This window comes from Streptomyces sp. NBC_00012 (genome assembly GCF_045040875.1).
Classification (GTDB): Bacteria; Actinomycetota; Actinomycetes; order Streptomycetales; family Streptomycetaceae; genus Streptomyces.
In genome coordinates this window covers 1,441,960-1,459,026 of record NZ_CP108309.1, presented here as the reverse complement: position 1 = coordinate 1,459,026, position 17,067 = coordinate 1,441,960, and the positions used below count along the sequence as shown (strand labels likewise).

15 protein-coding genes and 1 riboswitch are annotated in these 17,067 nt (G+C 71.8%); of the genes, 5 read left to right on the top strand and 10 right to left on the bottom strand.

The window, feature by feature from the left end; all coding sequences use genetic code 11:
* Positions 1-30 precede the first annotated feature (30 nt).
* Positions 31-228 (bottom strand): hypothetical protein, encoded by a 198-nt coding sequence (locus OHA19_RS06850; protein ID WP_405718714.1) that lies wholly within the window; start codon positions 226-228, stop codon positions 31-33.
* Positions 229-347: 119 nt separating this feature from the next.
* Positions 348-1,325 carry a sphingomyelin phosphodiesterase gene (gene sph / locus OHA19_RS06845; protein ID WP_405718717.1) on the bottom strand — a complete coding sequence of 326 codons (978 nt, stop codon included), beginning with the start codon at positions 1,323-1,325 and terminating at the stop codon, positions 348-350.
* A gap of 313 nt (positions 1,326-1,638) precedes the next feature.
* On the opposite strand from sph, the gene OHA19_RS06840 reads away from it, so the two are divergent.
* Positions 1,639-2,484 (top strand): maleylpyruvate isomerase family mycothiol-dependent enzyme, encoded by an 846-nt coding sequence (locus tag OHA19_RS06840; protein ID WP_405718719.1) that lies wholly within the window; start codon positions 1,639-1,641, stop codon positions 2,482-2,484.
* A 26-nt stretch (positions 2,485-2,510) separates the two neighbouring features.
* Here the strand turns inward: OHA19_RS06840 and OHA19_RS06835 are convergent, their stop codons facing one another.
* Positions 2,511-4,346 (bottom strand): AAA family ATPase, encoded by a 1,836-nt coding sequence (locus tag OHA19_RS06835; protein WP_405718721.1) that lies wholly within the window; start codon positions 4,344-4,346, stop codon positions 2,511-2,513.
* Positions 4,347-4,607: 261 nt separating this feature from the next.
* On the opposite strand from OHA19_RS06835, the gene OHA19_RS06830 reads away from it, so the two are divergent.
* Positions 4,608-6,731 (top strand): tetratricopeptide repeat protein, encoded by a 2,124-nt coding sequence (locus tag OHA19_RS06830; RefSeq protein ID WP_405718723.1) that lies wholly within the window; start codon positions 4,608-4,610, stop codon positions 6,729-6,731.
* 19 nt (positions 6,732-6,750) lie between these two features.
* On the opposite strand, the gene OHA19_RS06825 is transcribed toward OHA19_RS06830, so the two are convergent.
* Positions 6,751-8,592 (bottom strand): hypothetical protein, encoded by a 1,842-nt coding sequence (locus tag OHA19_RS06825; protein ID WP_405749671.1) that lies wholly within the window; start codon positions 8,590-8,592, stop codon positions 6,751-6,753.
* A gap of 107 nt (positions 8,593-8,699) precedes the next feature.
* The gene (locus OHA19_RS06820; protein ID WP_405718727.1) at positions 8,700-9,191 is read right to left on the bottom strand and encodes a GtrA family protein; all 492 of its coding nucleotides are present in this window, start codon (positions 9,189-9,191) and stop codon (positions 8,700-8,702) included.
* Between the two features lie 230 nt (positions 9,192-9,421).
* Here OHA19_RS06820 and OHA19_RS06815 point away from each other — a divergent pair, with 230 nt between their 5' ends.
* Together OHA19_RS06815 and OHA19_RS06810 are read left to right on the top strand one after the other, a co-directional pair.
* Positions 9,422-10,246, top strand: coding sequence for an SAM-dependent methyltransferase (locus OHA19_RS06815; RefSeq protein WP_405718729.1), 825 nt, complete (start codon positions 9,422-9,424; stop codon positions 10,244-10,246).
* A gap of 120 nt (positions 10,247-10,366) precedes the next feature.
* Positions 10,367-11,209, top strand: a complete 843-nt coding sequence (locus OHA19_RS06810; protein WP_405718732.1) for an SAM-dependent methyltransferase — start codon at positions 10,367-10,369, stop codon at positions 11,207-11,209.
* Here OHA19_RS06810 and OHA19_RS06805 read toward each other — a convergent pair.
* A complete protein-coding gene (locus OHA19_RS06805) occupies positions 11,139-11,603 on the bottom strand; it encodes a PPC domain-containing protein (RefSeq protein ID WP_405718735.1) in 465 nt (154 codons plus the stop codon). The two genes, OHA19_RS06810 and OHA19_RS06805, sit on opposite strands and share 71 nt — an antisense overlap.
* Before the next feature lie 283 nt (positions 11,604-11,886).
* Positions 11,887-11,996: riboswitch (SAM riboswitch) on the top strand.
* A 48-nt stretch (positions 11,997-12,044) separates the two neighbouring features.
* Between OHA19_RS06805 and OHA19_RS06800 the strand changes: the two genes are divergently transcribed.
* Complete coding sequence (locus tag OHA19_RS06800) at positions 12,045-12,452, top strand: hypothetical protein (RefSeq protein WP_405718738.1); 408 nt, start codon at positions 12,045-12,047, stop codon at positions 12,450-12,452.
* A gap of 39 nt (positions 12,453-12,491) precedes the next feature.
* Here OHA19_RS06800 and OHA19_RS06795 read toward each other — a convergent pair whose 3' ends face one another.
* From OHA19_RS06795 to OHA19_RS06780, 4 genes are all read right to left on the bottom strand, one after another.
* A complete protein-coding gene (locus tag OHA19_RS06795) occupies positions 12,492-13,013 on the bottom strand; it encodes a DUF4232 domain-containing protein (RefSeq protein ID WP_405718741.1) in 522 nt (173 codons plus the stop codon).
* A 334-nt stretch (positions 13,014-13,347) separates the two neighbouring features.
* Positions 13,348-14,715 (bottom strand): cytochrome P450, encoded by a 1,368-nt coding sequence (locus OHA19_RS06790; protein WP_405718744.1) that lies wholly within the window; start codon positions 14,713-14,715, stop codon positions 13,348-13,350.
* A gap of 211 nt (positions 14,716-14,926) precedes the next feature.
* Positions 14,927-15,772 (bottom strand): hypothetical protein, encoded by an 846-nt coding sequence (locus OHA19_RS06785; RefSeq protein ID WP_405718747.1) that lies wholly within the window; start codon positions 15,770-15,772, stop codon positions 14,927-14,929.
* Between the two features lie 2 nt (positions 15,773-15,774).
* Positions 15,775-17,049, bottom strand: coding sequence for a VWA domain-containing protein (locus OHA19_RS06780; RefSeq protein WP_405718750.1), 1,275 nt, complete (start codon positions 17,047-17,049; stop codon positions 15,775-15,777).
* Between the last annotated feature and the right edge of the window lie 18 nt (positions 17,050-17,067).

Sequence of the window (17,067 nt, the reverse complement as noted above, 5' to 3'; positions counted from 1 at the left end):
CGCGGTCCGGTCTCATGCCTGCCGCACCGCTCATGGGGGCGGCAGTGGGAGTCCGGCGTGGGCGGCATCGAAATGCTCGGGCCTGAGCGCGTCCTCGCCGTGCTCGGCGGTGAACGCCCGGATGCGCCCGAGCGGGGACGACGGGGCGGGCGGATCGGTGCTCACGGTGGCGCCCAGGATCATCGCGCCGAACGCGATGCCCACCTCCTGCGGGTCTCTCATGTCCATGAACGCACCGTACAGCGGGGCACTGACAGCGCTCGTCCGGCGTCCAGGGGCGGAACGCCGGACGGACGCGGTGCGGGAAACCCGCACGGCGGCCGGTCTCCCCGGCTCGCTCCGGAGCGCTACCGGACCGACGCGACCACCGGGTAGTGGTCGGAGAGGTTGGTGTATGTGTAGCTCGTGCCCCAACTGGACACGGTCCAGGGCGCGCTCTCCTCCTTGACCACGTCGTTCGTCCAGCCGGACGGCTTGGCGTGCCCGGCGCGGTGCAGCACGTGATCGAGGTCCTCCCGGGGGTCGTCGGGGTAGCGGTCGGCGGCGATCGAGTTGTCCTGGGTGTCGAACGAGTACGGATGCCCGGTGCGGGTGGCGGCGGTCAGCCCCGCGTCGGAGAGCATCGAGGCGTACTCGGCGGAGCGCGAGTCGACGTTGAAGTCCCCGGCCACGATGACCTGTTCGGAGGCCGGAATGTTCTTGGCGTCGAGGAAGGCGCCGATCTGCTTGAACTGCAGGCTGCGCTTCGCGGCCGCCTCGCCCGCCTTGCAACCGGAGTCGGTCGACTGCGTGTGGGTCCCCACGACATGGACCCGTGCGCCGCCGACGTTCAGCTCGGTGTAGGCGAACCCCTTGTTGGACCAGCTGTCGCTGCCGCAGGCGTCCTTGTAGATGTGCTGCTCCTTGCGGACGATGGGCCACTTGCTCAGCACGGTGACACCCCCGTCCTCCGGAGTCACCGCCGAGTACGCCCCACTGGTCGCGTCCCAGCCGCTCTTGCTCCGGCCCACCACTGGTGTCTGGTACGGGTACTGGGCGGACGCGTTGCGCAGCAGTGCGTCGGACGCGGAGTTGTCGAACGCCTCCTCCAGCACGACGACGTCGTTGCCCTGGAAGAACGACGTCTTCGGTATCTCCGCGGCACGGTGGTCCTGGCCCCAGTTCGGGTACAGGTTCTCGCTGAAGATGAACGTGTTGTACGTGAGGACGCGCAGCGACGGAGTCTCGGCCGCCGATGCCTGCGGTGCGTTGGCGGCCAGCGTCGCCGCGGCGAGCGCGGCGGCCAGCGTCGCGCCGGAGATGCGGCGGATCGCGGGATTCGGCACAGGATCTCCTTGTGCGGGGGGAGGGGCGGAAGTGGTGGCGCCCATCAAAGCAGGGGGAGTTACCTGTGGGTAGACATCGGGTGCCGCCAGACTTGCCGCAACCGTACGAATGGGCACCGGCGCGCGGACGCACTGGCTCGCCCGGCTCAGCGCGGCGAAGGGCGCCGATCGGTTCCGTGGGGCTTCGGCCCTTGTCGCAGCCCCTGCCACCTGGTCTTCTGTACCACGGGCGCCGTGAGGCGACCCGGAAACCGAGCCCACGGGTGGGTTGTTCACATCCGGGCGGGCCGGTTCGGCCGAAGCGGGGAGAAACGTGGAATCAGTGACCGGACACGACGCACGGGGCACACTGCCCGCAGGGCTCGGCGACGCCCTGCGGTCCACCGCCGAAGAGATCGCGGCGGTGGTGCGCGGCTTCGCCGACACGAGCGTTCCCGTGCCCCGGTCGGAGTGGACCGTCGGGGAGGCCGCGGCGCATCTGGCGCAGGCCAACGAGCTGATGGCCGACCTCGCAGCCGGGCGGGAACGCCGTTACGGGGACGGGACGCCGCAGAGCCTGGCCGCCGCCAACGAACGTGCGCTCGCGGAATTCGACGAACGGGCTGCCGAGCCACTGGCGGAGCTGATCGTGGCGCACACGGACGCCTGCCTCGCCACCCTCGACGGGTGCGCGACGGAAAGCACCGGGGCCGATGGCGCGGCCGGGGCCGTGGTCACACCGCTGGGGCCGATGAGCCGGGCGGAGCTGGGCTCGTACCTGCTGACGCACATGCTCGGCCACGGCTACGACCTCGCCCGTGCGCGCGGTCACCGTCACATGATCGACCGCACCCGCGTCGAACTGTCCCTGCCGTTCCTCATCACGGCGATGCCGAGGGTCACCGATGCCACCGCCACGGCAGGGCTCAACGCCGGCTACACGATCCGGCTGTGGGGCGGCGCCCGATTCGGTGTCACATTCACCGACGGCGCCGCGACCGTCACTCCGCGACCGCCGGCCCGCCCGGACTGCACCATCCTCATCGAGCCGGTCACCTTCTTCCTGATGGCGCTCGGCCGCATCGACCCGTACGGCGCCATGGCCCGGGGCCGGGTGTTCGCCTGGGGCCGCAAGCCCTGGCTCGCGCCCCGGTTCCCGAGGCTGTTCAAGGCGCCCTGAGAACCGTGCTCAGGGCGCCCCGAGTCCTACGCCGGGTTCCCGTGGGACTCCATGAGCTCCTGGTGGGCGGCCATCACGTCCTGGGCGAGTACGGTGACCATCTCCTCCCTGGTGGGCGTCGTCCCGCCGGAGTGTTCGGCGTACAGCCGCAGATCCCGTTGCGCGGTGGCCTTCTGGCAGAGCTCGCGGGCGAAGCGGGCATTGCCCAGGGTGTCGGCCCTGCCCTCGTCCACGGCCGAGGCGAAGAAGCCGCCGAGTGCGGCCGCCGCCGCCTCGTCGGGCTCGTCCCCCTGACCGGACAGGACGGACCGGGCGATCAGGAGCAGTTCCTGCGCGGAGTAGGAGGGGAAGTCGACGCGGGTGTTGAACCGGGACACCAGGCCCGGGTTGGCGGCGAGCAGACCGGTCATCTCCTCGCGGTATCCGGCGAGTACGACGACGAGCCGGTCCCGGTCGTCCTCGGCCCGCTTCAGGAGCACCTGGAGCGCCTCGTCGCCGAACGCGTCGCCACCGCTGTACCCGCTGTTGGACAGCGCGTACGCCTCGTCGATGAAGAGCACGCCGTTCAGGGCGGAGTCGATGACCTTGCTGGTCTTGATCGCGGTGGATCCGAGGTGCTGCCCGACGAGGTCGACGCGCTGGGCCTCGATGACATGGCCGGAACGCAGCAGCCCCAGACCGGCGAAGACCTTGCCGATGATGCGGGCGACGGTGGTCTTGCCGGTGCCGGGCGGTCCCGCGAAGACGAAGTGCCGGGGCCGGGCGCCGCTGGGCAGGCCCTGCTCCTCGCGGAGCGCCGCCATGCGCAGTTGCGCGATCAGCGTCAGCACCTGACGCTTCACCGGCTCCAGGCCGATCATGCCGTCCAGCGCCTGCTGGGCCTGCGCGAGCAGGCGCGCCATCTCCTCCCGCGACAGCCCCTCCGTCCCGTCCGTCTCCGCCGGCCCCGAGTCCGGCCCGGCGCCCGGAGCGGCCACCGGGGCAGCGGGCACGGAAGGCGGCGCGGCCGTACGGGGCGGCGGGGGGCCGGCCGGGGCAGGGGCCGGGGAGGAAGGAGCGGGGGAGGAGGACGCGGGTGACTCCCCGGCCACGGACGAAGCCGTCGGAGCCGTGGAACGCGCCTGCGCCCGTACGTTCACGTCCAGGAGGTTCGGCGCACACCGGAACGCGTACTGGTACCGCCTCAGCGCCTCCTCCGGCCGGCCCAGCGACTCCAGGGACCGGCCCATGAAGTACTTGACCTCCGCGTCGAAACGGCTCCCCTGCTCCAGCTTCTTCGGCAACTCCGCCAGCACGTTCAGGGCCTCGTGGCAGACCCCCTGCGCGAACAGCGCCGCCCCCACGTACAGCTGCGCCTCGTCGTGCAGGAAGGCGTCACGGATGCCCGGGGCGAAACGGAGCACGAGGGCCCAGTCCTCCTTGAGGAAGGCATACCGCGTACAGACGAACCGGGTCTCGTCACAATCCAGTTGGGCCGTGGACAGCCCGGCCCAGGCCTCGTCGAGCTTCCCGGTGTCCAGCAGCGAGGTCATGGCCGCCACCCAGAGGTCACGGGCGTTCTCGAGCCGGAACGTGACGTAGTGGCCGAGCTGGAACCGGGAGCGGAGCGGCATCCCGAACTTCGAACGCAACGCGCCGAACGAGCCGGAAGCCCGGACCATGCCGTCCAGCGCCTCCTTCTGACGCTCTCCGGTCGCATGCAGCCCCAGCCATGCGTCCGCGGCCAGAGGATCGTGTGCGGCGGCGACCGAGAATCGTTCGGCGGCGGCCGCGTTGTTGCCCTGGTTCAGCAGGGCAACCGCCTGCTGCCAAGCCTGCTCGGCCTTCCTGGGCGAACCCCGGCCTGCGGCTGTTCCCTGCACAGTTACTCCCCTCGACGGGCCCCGGCCCGCGCGCCGACGGCCGACGGGGCTCGCCGTGACGACCTGGAACAACCGCCAGGATATCCAATACGAAGTGTCGGCCGGTGAACACACTCGGCGTCCCTTCGGCCGTGTGGACCGTCAATCCGCGATGTCCGGGGGAGAGCGGCCCGTCTGGCGCTAACGTTGATCCGCACGGTGACAGCGACGGTGCCGGGGAGGGCGCACCGCGCGGAACACCGGGAACGAGGAGTGCGCGACATGCTCGATCCCACTTCGGTGGCGGCGATTTCGGCGGTACTCGGTGCGGTCGGCTCGGGGATGGCCAACGAGGCCGGCAAATGGGCCTGGGAATCCACCGGAGGTGTCGTGCGGAGAATCGTCGGCCGGGAGGTCCCCGCACCCGTGGCCCCGGACGAACGGGACGATGTGGCCCGCATGGTCCACGACCGGATCCGCGCCGATCCGCAACTCGCCTCCTCCTGGGCCGCGTTCGCCACCCGGATGCGCCGCGACCCCGCCCCGCCCCGGGCCGCGCGGTCGAACCTCCCCGCCTCCATAAGGTTCTTCACGGATCGCAAGGAGGCGATGAAACAACTCCGGCGGGAAGCTTCCCGCCGCGCCGACGGTCGGCCCCGGCTCGCCCTGGTGCACGGTCCTGACGGCATGGGTTCCAGCACCCTCGCCGTGCACTTCGGCGCACAGCCGACCCGCCTCTTCCCGGACGGCCAGATCTACGCCGACCTCGGAGGCCGTGGCGCCGGTGGCGCGCGCGACGTCGGAACCGTACTGCGTGCCCTGCTGCGCCAACTGCGGGTGCCGGACGAGGAGATGCCGAGCGGGACCGACGAGCTCGGCGAGTTCTTCCGCCACCGAGTTGCGGACCTGGGACTCCTGATCGTCCTCGACCACGCGTACTCGGCCTCGCAGGTGCGGCCGTTCCTCACCTCCGCACCCGGGGTGTTCACGATCCTGGTCGCCCGCGCCCCCTTCCCCGGCATCGACGCCGTACGGGTGCCTGTCGGCCCGCTCTCGGACCGGGACGCGGTGCGGCTGCTCACCGACATCACCGACAAGTCCACGGTCGCCGCGGCCCGTGCCACCCTGCCGTCCCTGCTCCAGCGCTGCGGCGGGTCGCCGTACGCCCTGCGTGCCGCGGCGTACCAGCTCTCCGCGCCCACACCCCCGACACGTCGTGGCGAAGCGGCCGGAGACCCGGTACGCGGCGCCGCCGAGGACAACTACCGGCTCCTGACAGCGGAGTCCGCCAGGCTGTACCGGCTGATGGCGCTGCGTGACTGGCCCGCCTTCGACGTCGCCACGGCCGCCCGGACCACCGGCCCGGACCCCGACGCGGCGGCCGGGCTCCTGGAGGACCTGGCCGACCGGATGCTCCTGGAACGCGGCCCGGGCAGCGGCCGCTACCACTACCGCCACGCCGTCCGCGCGCACGCCGAGGCGGCGGCGATCCGGGACGACGGGATCGCGGCGTGCTCCGCGGCGCTCGCCCGCACCCTGAGCGCCTTCGCCGATCTGGCCGAATCGGCCGCCCACCAGGCGCTCCCGGAGAGCTGGCGTGTCCCCGCACCGGCCGAGGACCGCGCCGGGCAGACATACGCGGACCGGGGCGCCGCCCTCGACGCGCTGCTCGCGGAATCGGGCAACCTGGTCGAGGCGGTGCGCTGCGCCGAGGAGTCCGGCGACCCGGACACCGCCGTACGCCTGTGCCGCGCCCTGTGGCCGCTGCAGCTCAAGGCCGGCCACCACGAGATGCTGCTGCCGGCGCTCCGCATCGGCACCCGCCTCGTCGACACCCATCGCCCGATGAGCCCCGACGCCGGCGCGCTGCACGCGCAACTCGCCCACTCGCTCACCGAGTTGAAGCGCTGGCAGGAGGCGGGGACTCAGGCGCGGGAGGCGGCGGGGGCCGAGGCGGCGGCGGGCCACAGGAGGGGCCATGCCTCGGCCGTCGAATTCCTGGGGCTGCTGCGCCTGCGGCAGTGGCGGTACCAGGAGGCGTACGACTGCTTCGAGGAGGCAGGCGCCATCCTGGCCGCCATGGACGGGCAGGACGAGGGGATTGCCGACGTGCCGCGTGCCGTGGCCCTGCTGGAGCGTCATCGCGGACGGGCGCTGCGCGGGCTGGGGCGGCGCGAGGAGGCCCGGCGGAAGCTGGAGGCCGCGCTGTCGTGCTTCCGGTCGAGCGGCGACACGTACAACACGGCCCGGACGCTCACGGATCTCGCCGAGACCTGGCTGGACGAGGAGGACACCGAGGCGGCGCTTCCGCTGGTCGAGGCGGCGATCACGACCCTCGACGGCCAGCGCGCGACGTACCACCTGGCGCATCTGCGAAGCATGCAGGAGCGCTGCGTGGCCCCCTGATCCGGTGGACGCGTCCTCCTCAGCCGGCCGGGTCGGTCGGCGTCAGAGGATCGACGCGTATGCGATGGAGCTGGTCGCCCGTCCGCAGGACCAGTCCGTCGGCCATTGCCCGCGCCGGCCGCGCCCGGGCAGTGACCGCCTCCCGGCCGTCCGCGGCCAGCCAGGAGTGCAGGGCGGAGGCGTATGCGGCGGGGTCCGCGCCGGACACCTCCGCCGTATCGTCGTCGGGCACCGCCCTCATCCGGAGCGGTTCCTCACCACGTACCCGGACCACGCACTCGGACGGGCCGGTCACATAGGCCGCCACGGAGCAGCCCCGATGACGGCGGAGCACCTCGGCGGTCCAGAGCGACGGCGAACCGAAGCGCGGATCGTCGGGTTCGCCGTCCCGGAAGATGACGTCGGCCAGCTCCAACGAGTCCACCTCGCGGGTGTCCTCGTGCACGGCGACGTGCAGTTCGCCACCGTGATCCGGACCGGGACCGGACCGCTGCCCCGCCCAGCGGCTGACCGCGACCTCTTCCGGCCCGAGAACCCGGGTCAGGACCCGCAACGGCACGGTGACCGTACCGGCCTCGTACCCGGGCAGCGGGAGCGGTTCGAGCGTGGCGGGCCGGCTGGGCTCCGGCGCCCCCATCATCGAGTAGAAGAGCTTCCGGAGCCGGGCCGCGGATTCGCCCGGCACCGAGGTGGTGAACCCGGCCGGTCCGGGCAACGGCCGGTGGCAACGGATGAGTTCATCGATCTGCGCCGCCAGGGACGCGTCGGGGTCGAGCCTCGGTGCCTCCCGCATGAAGGCGGAGATCGGCGCGTCGGGGTCGAGGGCGTGGAGCGGCACGGCGCCCAGGAGCACCGGGGTGCCGAGGGCAGCCGCGTAGTAGGTGACTGATCCGTGGTCACCGATCACGGCATCTGCTGCCAGGAGGGCCTGTCGCCACCCCGTCAGTGGATCGATCAGCGCCAGCCCGCCGCGCCGTGCGCGATCGAGCCAGGCACGGATCTGACCGGGGCCGTGCCCGTGCCAGATGTTGGGATGCAGTACGGCGGCGAACCGGTACTCGTCCACGGGGAACTCGTCGGCGACCCGGGCGAGCAGGGCGGCGACGACATCGCCTCCGCACCAGCCGTCCCCCGGGACCTCCGTCCCGTCACCGAAGAGCGACTCGGAGTTCCAGGTCGAGTTGAGCACGACGAGCCGCTGACCGGGCCGGACTCCCAACGCGCGGCGGAAGCGTTCGCGGCGGGGCCGTGCGGCGAGCATCCGGTCGAAGCAGGGATCCCCGGCGAGCACGGCGGTCGGTGCGGCCTCGGGACAGGCGATGCGCAACCGCTCGAACTGCTCCGGGTGGGAGAGCACCAGGGCGTCCGCCACGGGGGTGCCCCGGCTCGACAGCAGCCACGGAGGCGCGAGCCCGAACACGGGCGCAGGCACCGCCCCCGCCCTCGATCCGGTGTCCGGTGTCCGGTGTCCGGTGTCCGGTGTTGCCAGCCTCTTAGTGTAGCCAATGCCGTGCGAAAGGATGGCCAACTTCCCGGTGAGAGCGTCCAGTTGACCGCCGAAGCTGGCGGAGACGACCAGGTCCGCCTTCGTCTCGGCCGCCTGCTCCCACGGCAGCACCGGCACTCCGGTGTCGGCAAGGAGCTCGGCCGTGCCGGCCGCGAACGCCGAGGAGCCTGTGCAGGTCACCAGCAATTGGACCCGCAGATCGTCGTCGAACAGAGGCAGCACATCGAGGAGCCGCGTCGCGGCGGTCACGTTGTGCACGACCACCAGCACCCGCAGGCACTTCCCCCGGGTCGCCCACCGCGCCGCGTCGTCCCCCACCGGCACCCGGACCCGCCCGCCCCGCCCGTACTCCATCCGCACGCCCCTCATCCGCCCCGGCCCACCCGCGGGCTCCGTGTCGCCCGTGCGACCGGCCACGCCAGTCAACCAGCACGGCGCCGTGCCGACCACCGAGGGGGGCGTCACACGGCCATCGCCACCGAGGACTTGCGCAGCGCGTCGGCGCGCGAGGCCCGACCGTGCCCGCTCCGGCTCCGGTTCCCGAAGACGATGACCCGCAACAGCGCGAATCGTCCGACCCCCGCCAGAGCGGACGCCGCCAGATAGACCGTCTGCGCGGCCAGGGGCGAGGGATGGGGCTGCACGGCGAACAGGCAGAGCAGCGCCCCTGTGGTGAACGCGTAGCTCACGGCGACCGTCGCCCCGGACCGGAGATGGACCCCCCACCCCTTGCGTTCGCTCCGGAACGAGATCCGTCGGTGCAACTCGGTCGCGACGACCGTGGAGGCGACAGTGACCAGCGCGTTCGCGACGGCCATCGGTATGCGCGCGCTGAGCAGCACGACCGCCGCGCTCGACACCAGCCCGACCCCGCCACCGCACACGACGAATCGCGCGAAGGCCGCGACGAGTGGCCGAACGGCGCGCGTCTGCCGACGCGTTGGGGCGGTCACTGACGGGCCTCCGGAAGGTCAGGGGGAACGGTGATTCGAATCCGCCCCAGAATCTACGGAGTCGGAGCCGTTCGAGCGACCCGATAACGGCCGGCTCCAGTGGGGGACAGCCCGGAGCCCGGCCCGGCCGGCCACGGGATCCACGCTCGGTGACGTATGCGGTCATAACTCTTGCGACGCCCAGGTAGGTTAAGGCCATGGCTTGATCACTTTCGCGTCCGGAGGTCTCCATGAGTGAGCAGCAGTCGTCCGTAACTCCTCCCGCCAGGCCGGTGTCGGACCGGATCGACACCACCAGGCCTCATTCCGCGCGCTTTTGGAACTACTTCGTGGGCGGCAAGGACAACTACGAGGTCGACCGTGAGGTCGGTGACCAGATCAAGGCCTTCTTCCCCGGGCTCGTCGACGTGGCGGTGGCGGGCCGGCAGTTCCTGCGGCGTTCGGTGAGCCACCTCGTTCAGGAGCGGGCTGTCCGGCAGTTCCTGGACATCGGGACCGGCCTGCCCACCGCGGACAACACCCACCAGGTGGCCCAGGACATCGCGCCCGAGTCGCGCATCGTGTACGTGGACAACGACCCGCTCGTGCTGACGCATGCCCGTGCGCTGCTGACCAGTTCGCCCGAGGGCGTCACCGACTACATCGACGCCGACCTCTACGACCCGGACGCCATCCTGGCCGAGGCGGCGAAGACGCTGGACTTCGACCGGCCCGTGGCCCTGATGCTGCTCGGCATACTCGGTCACGCGGGCGACTTCGCCAAGGCCCGCGAGGTGGTCGGCCGGCTGATGGCGGGGCTGCCGGCGGGCAGCTACCTCGTGATGTACGACGGAACGCGCACCAGCGAGGGCATGATCGCCGCGGAGAAGGCGTACATCGAGAGCGGCGCGGTGCCGTACTACGTGCGCGAGCCGGACGAGATCGTCACGCTCTTCGACGGGCTGCGGATCCTCGACCCCGGCTTCGTCCGGCTAAGCCAGTGGCACCCCGACGCCGACAGCGCGACCGTGCCCGCGGACGTCGACGCCTTCGGGGGTATCGGCGTCAAGGAGTGACGTGCTCCGGAGCCCGTTGCGGCTGGCCGGCCGTCGGATCACGTGTGTCCGCGCGGCCGGCCGGGCGTCTGCTGCGAGATGCTGGGGCAGGCAGCTGATCAGTACCAGGGGGAGTGCCGGATGACAGGACACGGATCCGGTGCGGACCGCATCGACACCACCAGGCCGCATCCCGCGCGGGTGTACGACTGGTTTCTCGGTGGGAAGGACAACTATCCCGTCGACGAGGAGCTCGGGAGACAGATCGCCGGGCTCTCACCGCACACGAAGCGCATCGCGCGACACAACCGGTGGTTCATGCACCGTGCGATGCGCTGGCTCGCGGGCGAGGCGGGGATGCGGCAGTTCCTCGACATCGGTTCCGGCATTCCCACCGAGCCCAACCTGCACCGGATCGTCCGGAACACGGCTCCCGACGCCCGGGTCGTGTACGTGGACAACGACCCAATCGTCCTGACCCATGCCGAGGCGCTGCTGAGCGGGGGTGCCGCAGGGGCGACGGCATACCTCGAAGCCGATGTGCGGGAGCCGGCAAGAATCCTCGAACTCGCCGCCGATGTCATCGACTTCGAACGGCCCGTCGCACTCTCCCTCATCGCACTCCTGCACTTCATCGACGACGGCGACAGCGGCGGTGAGGGGGAGGGGATGCGCGACGGGGCGTACGCGCTGGTGGAGCGGCTGACGGACCGGCTCCCCGCCGGGAGCTGCCTGGTGCTGTCGCAGCTCACCGATGACTTCGACCCGGAGAGCGTGGAGAAGGGGGTGGCCTCGTACGCGGCGGGTGGTGTGACGCTCGTGCCGAGGTCGCACCGGGGCGTCAGCCGGTTCTTCGACGGGCTGGAACTGGTCGAGCCCGGTCTCGTACCGGTCGTCGACTGGCATCCCGAGCTCAGCCTCGGGGAACTTCCGGTGGAGACGCAGCCGGTGCCGATCTACGGTGCGGTCGCCCGCAAGCCGTAGCGTGACGGACGCGGGGGCCGGGGACCGTCCGAAGACGGCCCCCGGCCCCCGCGCTGCCGGGCTTGTCGGCTACTTCCGCGGCTCGACCGTGAAGCCGCGCCCGGTACGTCCCGGAAGCCTTCGGGATGACCGCGGACTCGGGGTCGGCGGTGCCTGCGCTGGAGGCCACCTGCTTGCCGGCCGAGTCGTAGATGTACATGTCGAAGTCGTCCGTGGGCGTCTCCCATTGGATGGAGACGGGGACGCCGCCCTCGGGGTTGTCGTCCCACTGGCCCTCGGGCGGGTCGACGGTCAGGTCGAACCGGGCGCAGACCGCGTTGTCGGGGTCCTCGGCGGCCGTGCCGCACTTGGCGGGCGAGTCGACGGTTCCCTTCGCGTACACCGGCTCTGCCACGTCACCGTGTTCGTGGTGCCGTCCAGGGTGCCCGAAGGCGTGGCCGCGGCATGGGCCTGCGGGGCCGGGGCGGTCAGGGCGGTGAGGGCGAGGACGATCACCGACAGCGTGCCGACGGCTGCCTGGCCGGGACGGTTCTTGAGTATCCGCAAGCTGCCGGTGATGACGCAGAACGACCTGGGCGTCCGGCTGTACGGCCGGGAGCCCGCACGGCCGGGAGCCTGCACGGCCGAGAAACTGACCCCCCGTCGGGCGCCGTCGTTCGTGGGATACAGTTCCGGCAGGTCATGAGTTCCAGTGCACAGCCCCGGCTAACTGGACGGCACCCCGCTCCGCTGCGGGTGCTCCGGGTGACGACCGGCCCCGTGCGCGGCGCATGGGGAACAGCGGACCATCGGGGCAGAGCACCTGGGGTCCATGATCTCGGGAAGGCGAAGAACCATGCTCCCCCATCTCGTCCAGAACGACGACTGCACCGGCCATGGCCCCGGTCACCACGTCCACTGGATCCACGCCAAGAAGTGCCACCAGGAGCCCGGTCAGGCCGTGGAGCTCCTGCTCACCTCCGGTGACGTCGGCGCCGACGGCTGGATCGGGCTGCGCCCCGCGTTCGACCATGCCGAGGACCTGCCGAAGGTGTGGACACACGCTCCGGCGGCCCTCACGGAACTGCTCACGGAGCACCGTGGACGGGTCTTCTGGCTGCCGCGGTGGCACGCCCTGAAGCTGGTGGACTCCGCGGGCAGGGCCACGGCCCTGGTCAACGTCGGGTTCGAGGGCGGCCCGCTCTGCGCGACGACGGCCCCCGACCCGCGGCGGACCGTCGGCGGCACGAGTTACGGTCTGTAGCCGCCCTTCGCCCCGGCGTGCCCCTCACCGGCGCGTGGATCACCCCAGGGCGTCCGCCAGCACCCTGTCCGCCGCCGCGCGCGACTCCTGCCAGAGGGTGGTCACCGGCACCCACACATGGACGCCCTCCGGCATGCCCACGGAGGCCGCGCCGAACGTGACGCCCAGATGGGAGGGGTCCGCGGCCACGGAGAGGCTGCCGACGACGTGGCCCTCGGTGGCCGCCGGGTCCGCGGTCCGTACGGCGGCGTACGCCCGCTCGCCGGGGGCCAGCTCGTAGGGGCCGCTCCCGGCGGGCGGGACGGCCTCGGCGGAGCCGTCGAGGCCCCGGAAGGTGATCGTGGGGATCCGGTCCACCACGCAGGTCCGGCCGCCGTTGTTGACGACGTCGATCCGGGCCGTGTTCCGCTGTCCGCCGGGTGCGGCGTGCACGTCGAGGGCCTTCTCCTGGCAGGTCGCGAGGCGGCTCACGGTGCCGGTCGTCGCCGATGCCGTGGTGCCCGCCAGTGGCAGGGTGGCCGCGACGGCGAGTGCGGCGGTGAGAGCGGGGCGAAGACGCATGTTGTTTCTCCCGTTGGATCGACAGCCTGCGGGTACGGCCGGACGGCCCGCCGACCGGTGCGGCGGCCGACATGGACAGTGTGAACCGTATGACCTGATCTCCGCGACAGATCGGACATATCGGTTCGGTATATCCGGCGCGCAGCCGAGCCCCAGCCGCAGCCGCAGCGGAGTGCCGTATCCCGGCGACGCCCCGACGGCGCGGCGGACCGGCGCGGCGGGCGTGTGGCGGCTTCGGGCCGGAACAGCGGGCGTGTGGCGCTTCGGGCCGGAACCGCTCAAGGGGCGGGCCCGCGGAGGACCGGCTCGGCCACCGGGCCCGCCCCGTGCGCCGTCACCGTGTCCGGACCGTCGCCATCACTTCCCGGTCAGGTTGCAGCGTGAGCGATGGGACCGGCTCGATGACGCCCGGGTCCACGTCCAGCTCGAAGCGGCGGGCCAGCACGGCCAGGATCAGCACCGACTCGACCATCGCGAACCGGGCGCCCAGGCAGACCCGGGGGCCGCCGCCGAACGGGAACCAGGCGTACTCCGCGATGCTGTCGCCGTTCTCCGGGTCCCAGCGCTCGGGGCGGAACTCCTCCGGTTCGGGGAACCACCGCGCGTCACGCTGTGTCGCCCACTGGCTGGTCCACACCCGGGTGCCCTCCGGCATCGGCACACCACCGATTCGGGCACCGGCCTTCGCGACACCGGTGACCAGCCAGATCGTCGGGTAGAGGCGCAGCGTCTCCTTGACCACGGACTGGGTGTACGTCAGCCGCGCGTAGTCGTCGAACTCCGGCTCCCGGTCGCCGAGAATCCGGTCCAGCTCCTCGGCGAGCGCGGCACGCACCCGCGGATTGCGGGACAGCAGATACCAGGCCCACACCAGAGTGGAACTGGTCGTCTCGTGCCCGCCGATGTACAGCGTGACCGTCTCGTCGCGGATCTCCTGGTCGGTGAGGTGCTCACCCGTCTCGTCGACCGCCGTCAGCAGCCGGCTCAGCAGGTCGGGGCGTTCGTCACCGCCGTCGCGATGACGGGCGACGACCCGGCCCACCTCGGCGTCGATGACCGCCGCGGCCTTCTTGATCCGGGCCCGGCCGGGGGTCGGCACCCAGTCCGGCAGCAACGCGCCGATCCCGGCGAACTCCTTGCCGATCTCCTGCTGCGCCACATCCATCGCCCGGCCCATCGCCTCGGCGTCGGCCGCCGTGTCGACACCGAAGATGGTGCGCACCGCGATCCGCTGGGTCAGCGCCGCCATCTCCCTTTTGATGTCGACGCGTTCACCGCCCGACCAGGTGTCCGCCAGTTCCACCGTGCTGCTCGCCATCGTCGCCGCGTACGACCGCACCTGCTTGGGCCGTACGGAGGGCTGCACCAGCGACCGCTTCCGCCGCCAGTCCGTGCCGCGGGCGACCACCACGCCGTTGCCCATCACGGTCCGGAAGGCGATTCCCAGGGCCGGCTGGTCGAAGGAGCGTTCCGTCTCGGTGAGCAGCTCGCCTATGCAGTCCGGATCGGCTATGTACACACAGGAGTTGGGGCCGAATCGCCAGCCCACCATGTCCCCGTGGGAGCGCAGCCGCTCGAAGAAGGCGAGGGGGTTCTTTCCGAACTGCGGCAGACTCCCGAGGAAGGGCAGCCCCTTCGGGCCCGGCTCGATCCGGTGGCTCCGCGGCTCGGCGTCGATGGCCGGGCCGGTCTCCGTGGACATGAATGTCTCCGCTCCCTTGTGGCGCACCTGATTCGGTGCGCGGCGACCTGACTTCAGTGGTACCGCACGCCCTGGAATGAGTCATCGGCCTTGTGCGGTGCGTGAGTTGTCGAGAGTAGTCGCTGTCCGCCACCTCCGGCCGGGCCCGGGAGCCGGGGCCCGGCCGGAGGTGTGCCGGGCCCCTGTCGGGAGGTGCCCGGCGGTGCGTGGGTCAGACGCCCGGCGGGACCCGGGACGGGCGGCCGCCGCCGCGCGTGAGGGAGTAGCCGAACACGGCCGCGAGCGCTCCGAGCACGCCGCCGCCGACTGTCCACAGCCAGCGGTCGGTCCACCAGCCCGACGCCCAGCCGTCCTCCGGCTCGCTCCCGAGCGAGACCTTGGACGAGCTGTCGTCGTCACTGTCGGCCGAGTCGTCCGAGGCCTGCGCGACGGAGGACACGCCGGGGACCAGCGGCTCGGAGAGCGTGCCGTCCACATCGGCGGCGCCGCCCTTGTCGGCGGCCGTGACCTCGATCTCGGTCTTCACCGGAAGGCCCAGGTCGGCCGACGGGAGGTCGACGACGGTGAGGCGTACGTAGTAGCTGCCCGGCAGCGGGTCGTTGGCCCACGGCTCGGACCAGGCCCGGACGGTCCGCAGGACACAGGTCAGCTCGACCGCCGGAGCGTCGGCCGCGGCCTTGCCGGTCTGGCGTCCGTACATGCAGGCCTGGCGGCGCCGCAGCCCGTCGTACACATCGACCTGCCAGGTCGACGCGCCGTGCCGGGTGGCGCTCTCGGGCAGGGTGATCTTCGCCTTGACGGTGGCCCGCTGGCCCGCGTCGGCGGGGAACACCCAGTACAGGTAATCACCCGTGGACGCCCCGGCGGTGGCGAGCTGGTTCTGCTCGACCGCCGTCGCCGTGCGGAAGGTGGTGCCGGCCTCGGTGGGGCCGGAGCCCTCCTCGGAGGCGCTCGGGCTCGGGCTCGCCGACGGGTCGTCGGCCACCGCGGCGCCCGCCGACGTCAGAAGGGCGAGCCCGGCGAGCAGCGTGCCGGCCAGTACACGTGTCGTACGCATCATCAGTTGGTCCTCCAGACGGCGACGCGCCAGCGCGAGATCCAGCCGAAGACCAGGCCCGCGACCAGCCCGGTGAGCACCAGCACGCCCAGCAGCCACCAGCCGCGGCCGAGCCCGAACGCGGCCGCGTCGGCGGCGTCGTCCGGAGCGTCCACCAGGTCGACGGTCAGCTCGACCGGCATACCGGGCGAGGTCTTCACCGAGGCGGGCGCCGAGAAGGAGTTGCTGACCTGGAGACACACGGTCTCGGCGGCCGGCTTGTCGCTGTCCGCGTCGTCCACCAGGGGCTTCGGGTAGCGCAGGCCGGAGGAGATCGCGTCCGTACGGCCGGTGCCCGACTCGGAGCCCCGTACGATCTCCCGTCCGTGCACGGTCAGTGCGCGCATCAGCACGCCGTAGTCGTTGTTCACGGCGCGGTCGGCGAAGACGCTGACCGAGGCGCGCAGTTCCTGGCCGGGCAGCACGTCGACCCGGTACCAGCGGTGCTGGCCGAGCTTCTCGCGGTCGGTGTAGAGGCCGGCCTTGAGCTGCGGTGCCGAGGAGCAGCTGTCCGCACCCTCGGTGGCCACCGGGGTGACGACGGGCTCGGCGGCCCGGTCGACCAACTGCTTGACGCGGCCGGAGAGTTCATCGGCGTGCTGGACGGCGGTGTACGTTCCGCCGGTGGCCTCGGCGATACAGGTCAGCTGTTCGCGGATCTTCGCGTTGGGCACCAGGCCCAGGGTGTCGATGACGAGGTGGATACCGCGGGCCGCGATGTCACGTGCTACCTCGCACGGGTCGAGCGGGCCGCAGGTGTCCTCGCCGTCACTGATCAGCACGATCCGGCGGGTGGCGTCGCCGCCCTCTAGGTCGTCGGCGGCGCCCAGCAGAGCCGGACCGATCGGGGTCCAGCCGGTGGGGGCCAGGGTGGCTACCGCGGTCTTCGCCTCGGTGCGGTCCAGCGGGCCGACCGGGTAGAGCTGCTTGGTGTCCTTGCAGCCGACCTTGCGGTCGTCGCCCGGATAGTCGGCGCCGAGCGTGCGGATGCCGAGCTCGACCTGCTCGGGCACCGCGTCCAGCACCTCGTTGAACGCCTGCTTGGCGGCTGTCATCCGGGACTGGCCGTCGATGTCACGGGTCCGCATGGAGCCGCTGACGTCGAGCACCAGCTCGACCTTGGGGGAGGCTTTGGCGGGGGCTTCGTCGGCGGCGGCGGGGAGTGCCGTGCCGAGCCCGGCGGTCAGGGTGGCGAGCAGGATGCCCACCCCGGCCGTCAGCCTTTTTCTTATGATCATCGCCGGATACTAGTGAAG

What these genes read in the sequence shown, in the direction of transcription:
- OHA19_RS06825 (WP_405749671.1), bottom strand. Translation starts at nt 8,592, where the DNA reads ATGGAGTACGGGCGGGGCGGGCGGGTCCGGGTGCCGGTGGGGGACGAC.
- OHA19_RS06795 (WP_405718741.1), bottom strand. Translation starts at nt 13,013, where the DNA reads ATGCGTCTTCGCCCCGCTCTCACCGCCGCACTCGCCGTCGCGGCCACC.
- OHA19_RS06830 (WP_405718723.1), top strand. Translation starts at nt 4,608, where the DNA reads ATGCTCGATCCCACTTCGGTGGCGGCGATTTCGGCGGTACTCGGTGCG.
- OHA19_RS06790 (WP_405718744.1), bottom strand. Translation starts at nt 14,715, where the DNA reads ATGTCCACGGAGACCGGCCCGGCCATCGACGCCGAGCCGCGGAGCCAC.
- OHA19_RS06800 (WP_405718738.1), top strand. Translation starts at nt 12,045, where the DNA reads ATGCTCCCCCATCTCGTCCAGAACGACGACTGCACCGGCCATGGCCCC.
- OHA19_RS06780 (WP_405718750.1), bottom strand. Translation starts at nt 17,049, where the DNA reads ATGATCATAAGAAAAAGGCTGACGGCCGGGGTGGGCATCCTGCTCGCC.
- OHA19_RS06785 (WP_405718747.1), bottom strand. Translation starts at nt 15,772, where the DNA reads ATGCGTACGACACGTGTACTGGCCGGCACGCTGCTCGCCGGGCTCGCC.
- OHA19_RS06850 (WP_405718714.1), bottom strand. Translation starts at nt 228, where the DNA reads ATGGACATGAGAGACCCGCAGGAGGTGGGCATCGCGTTCGGCGCGATG.
- OHA19_RS06815 (WP_405718729.1), top strand. Translation starts at nt 9,422, where the DNA reads ATGAGTGAGCAGCAGTCGTCCGTAACTCCTCCCGCCAGGCCGGTGTCG.
- OHA19_RS06810 (WP_405718732.1), top strand. Translation starts at nt 10,367, where the DNA reads ATGACAGGACACGGATCCGGTGCGGACCGCATCGACACCACCAGGCCG.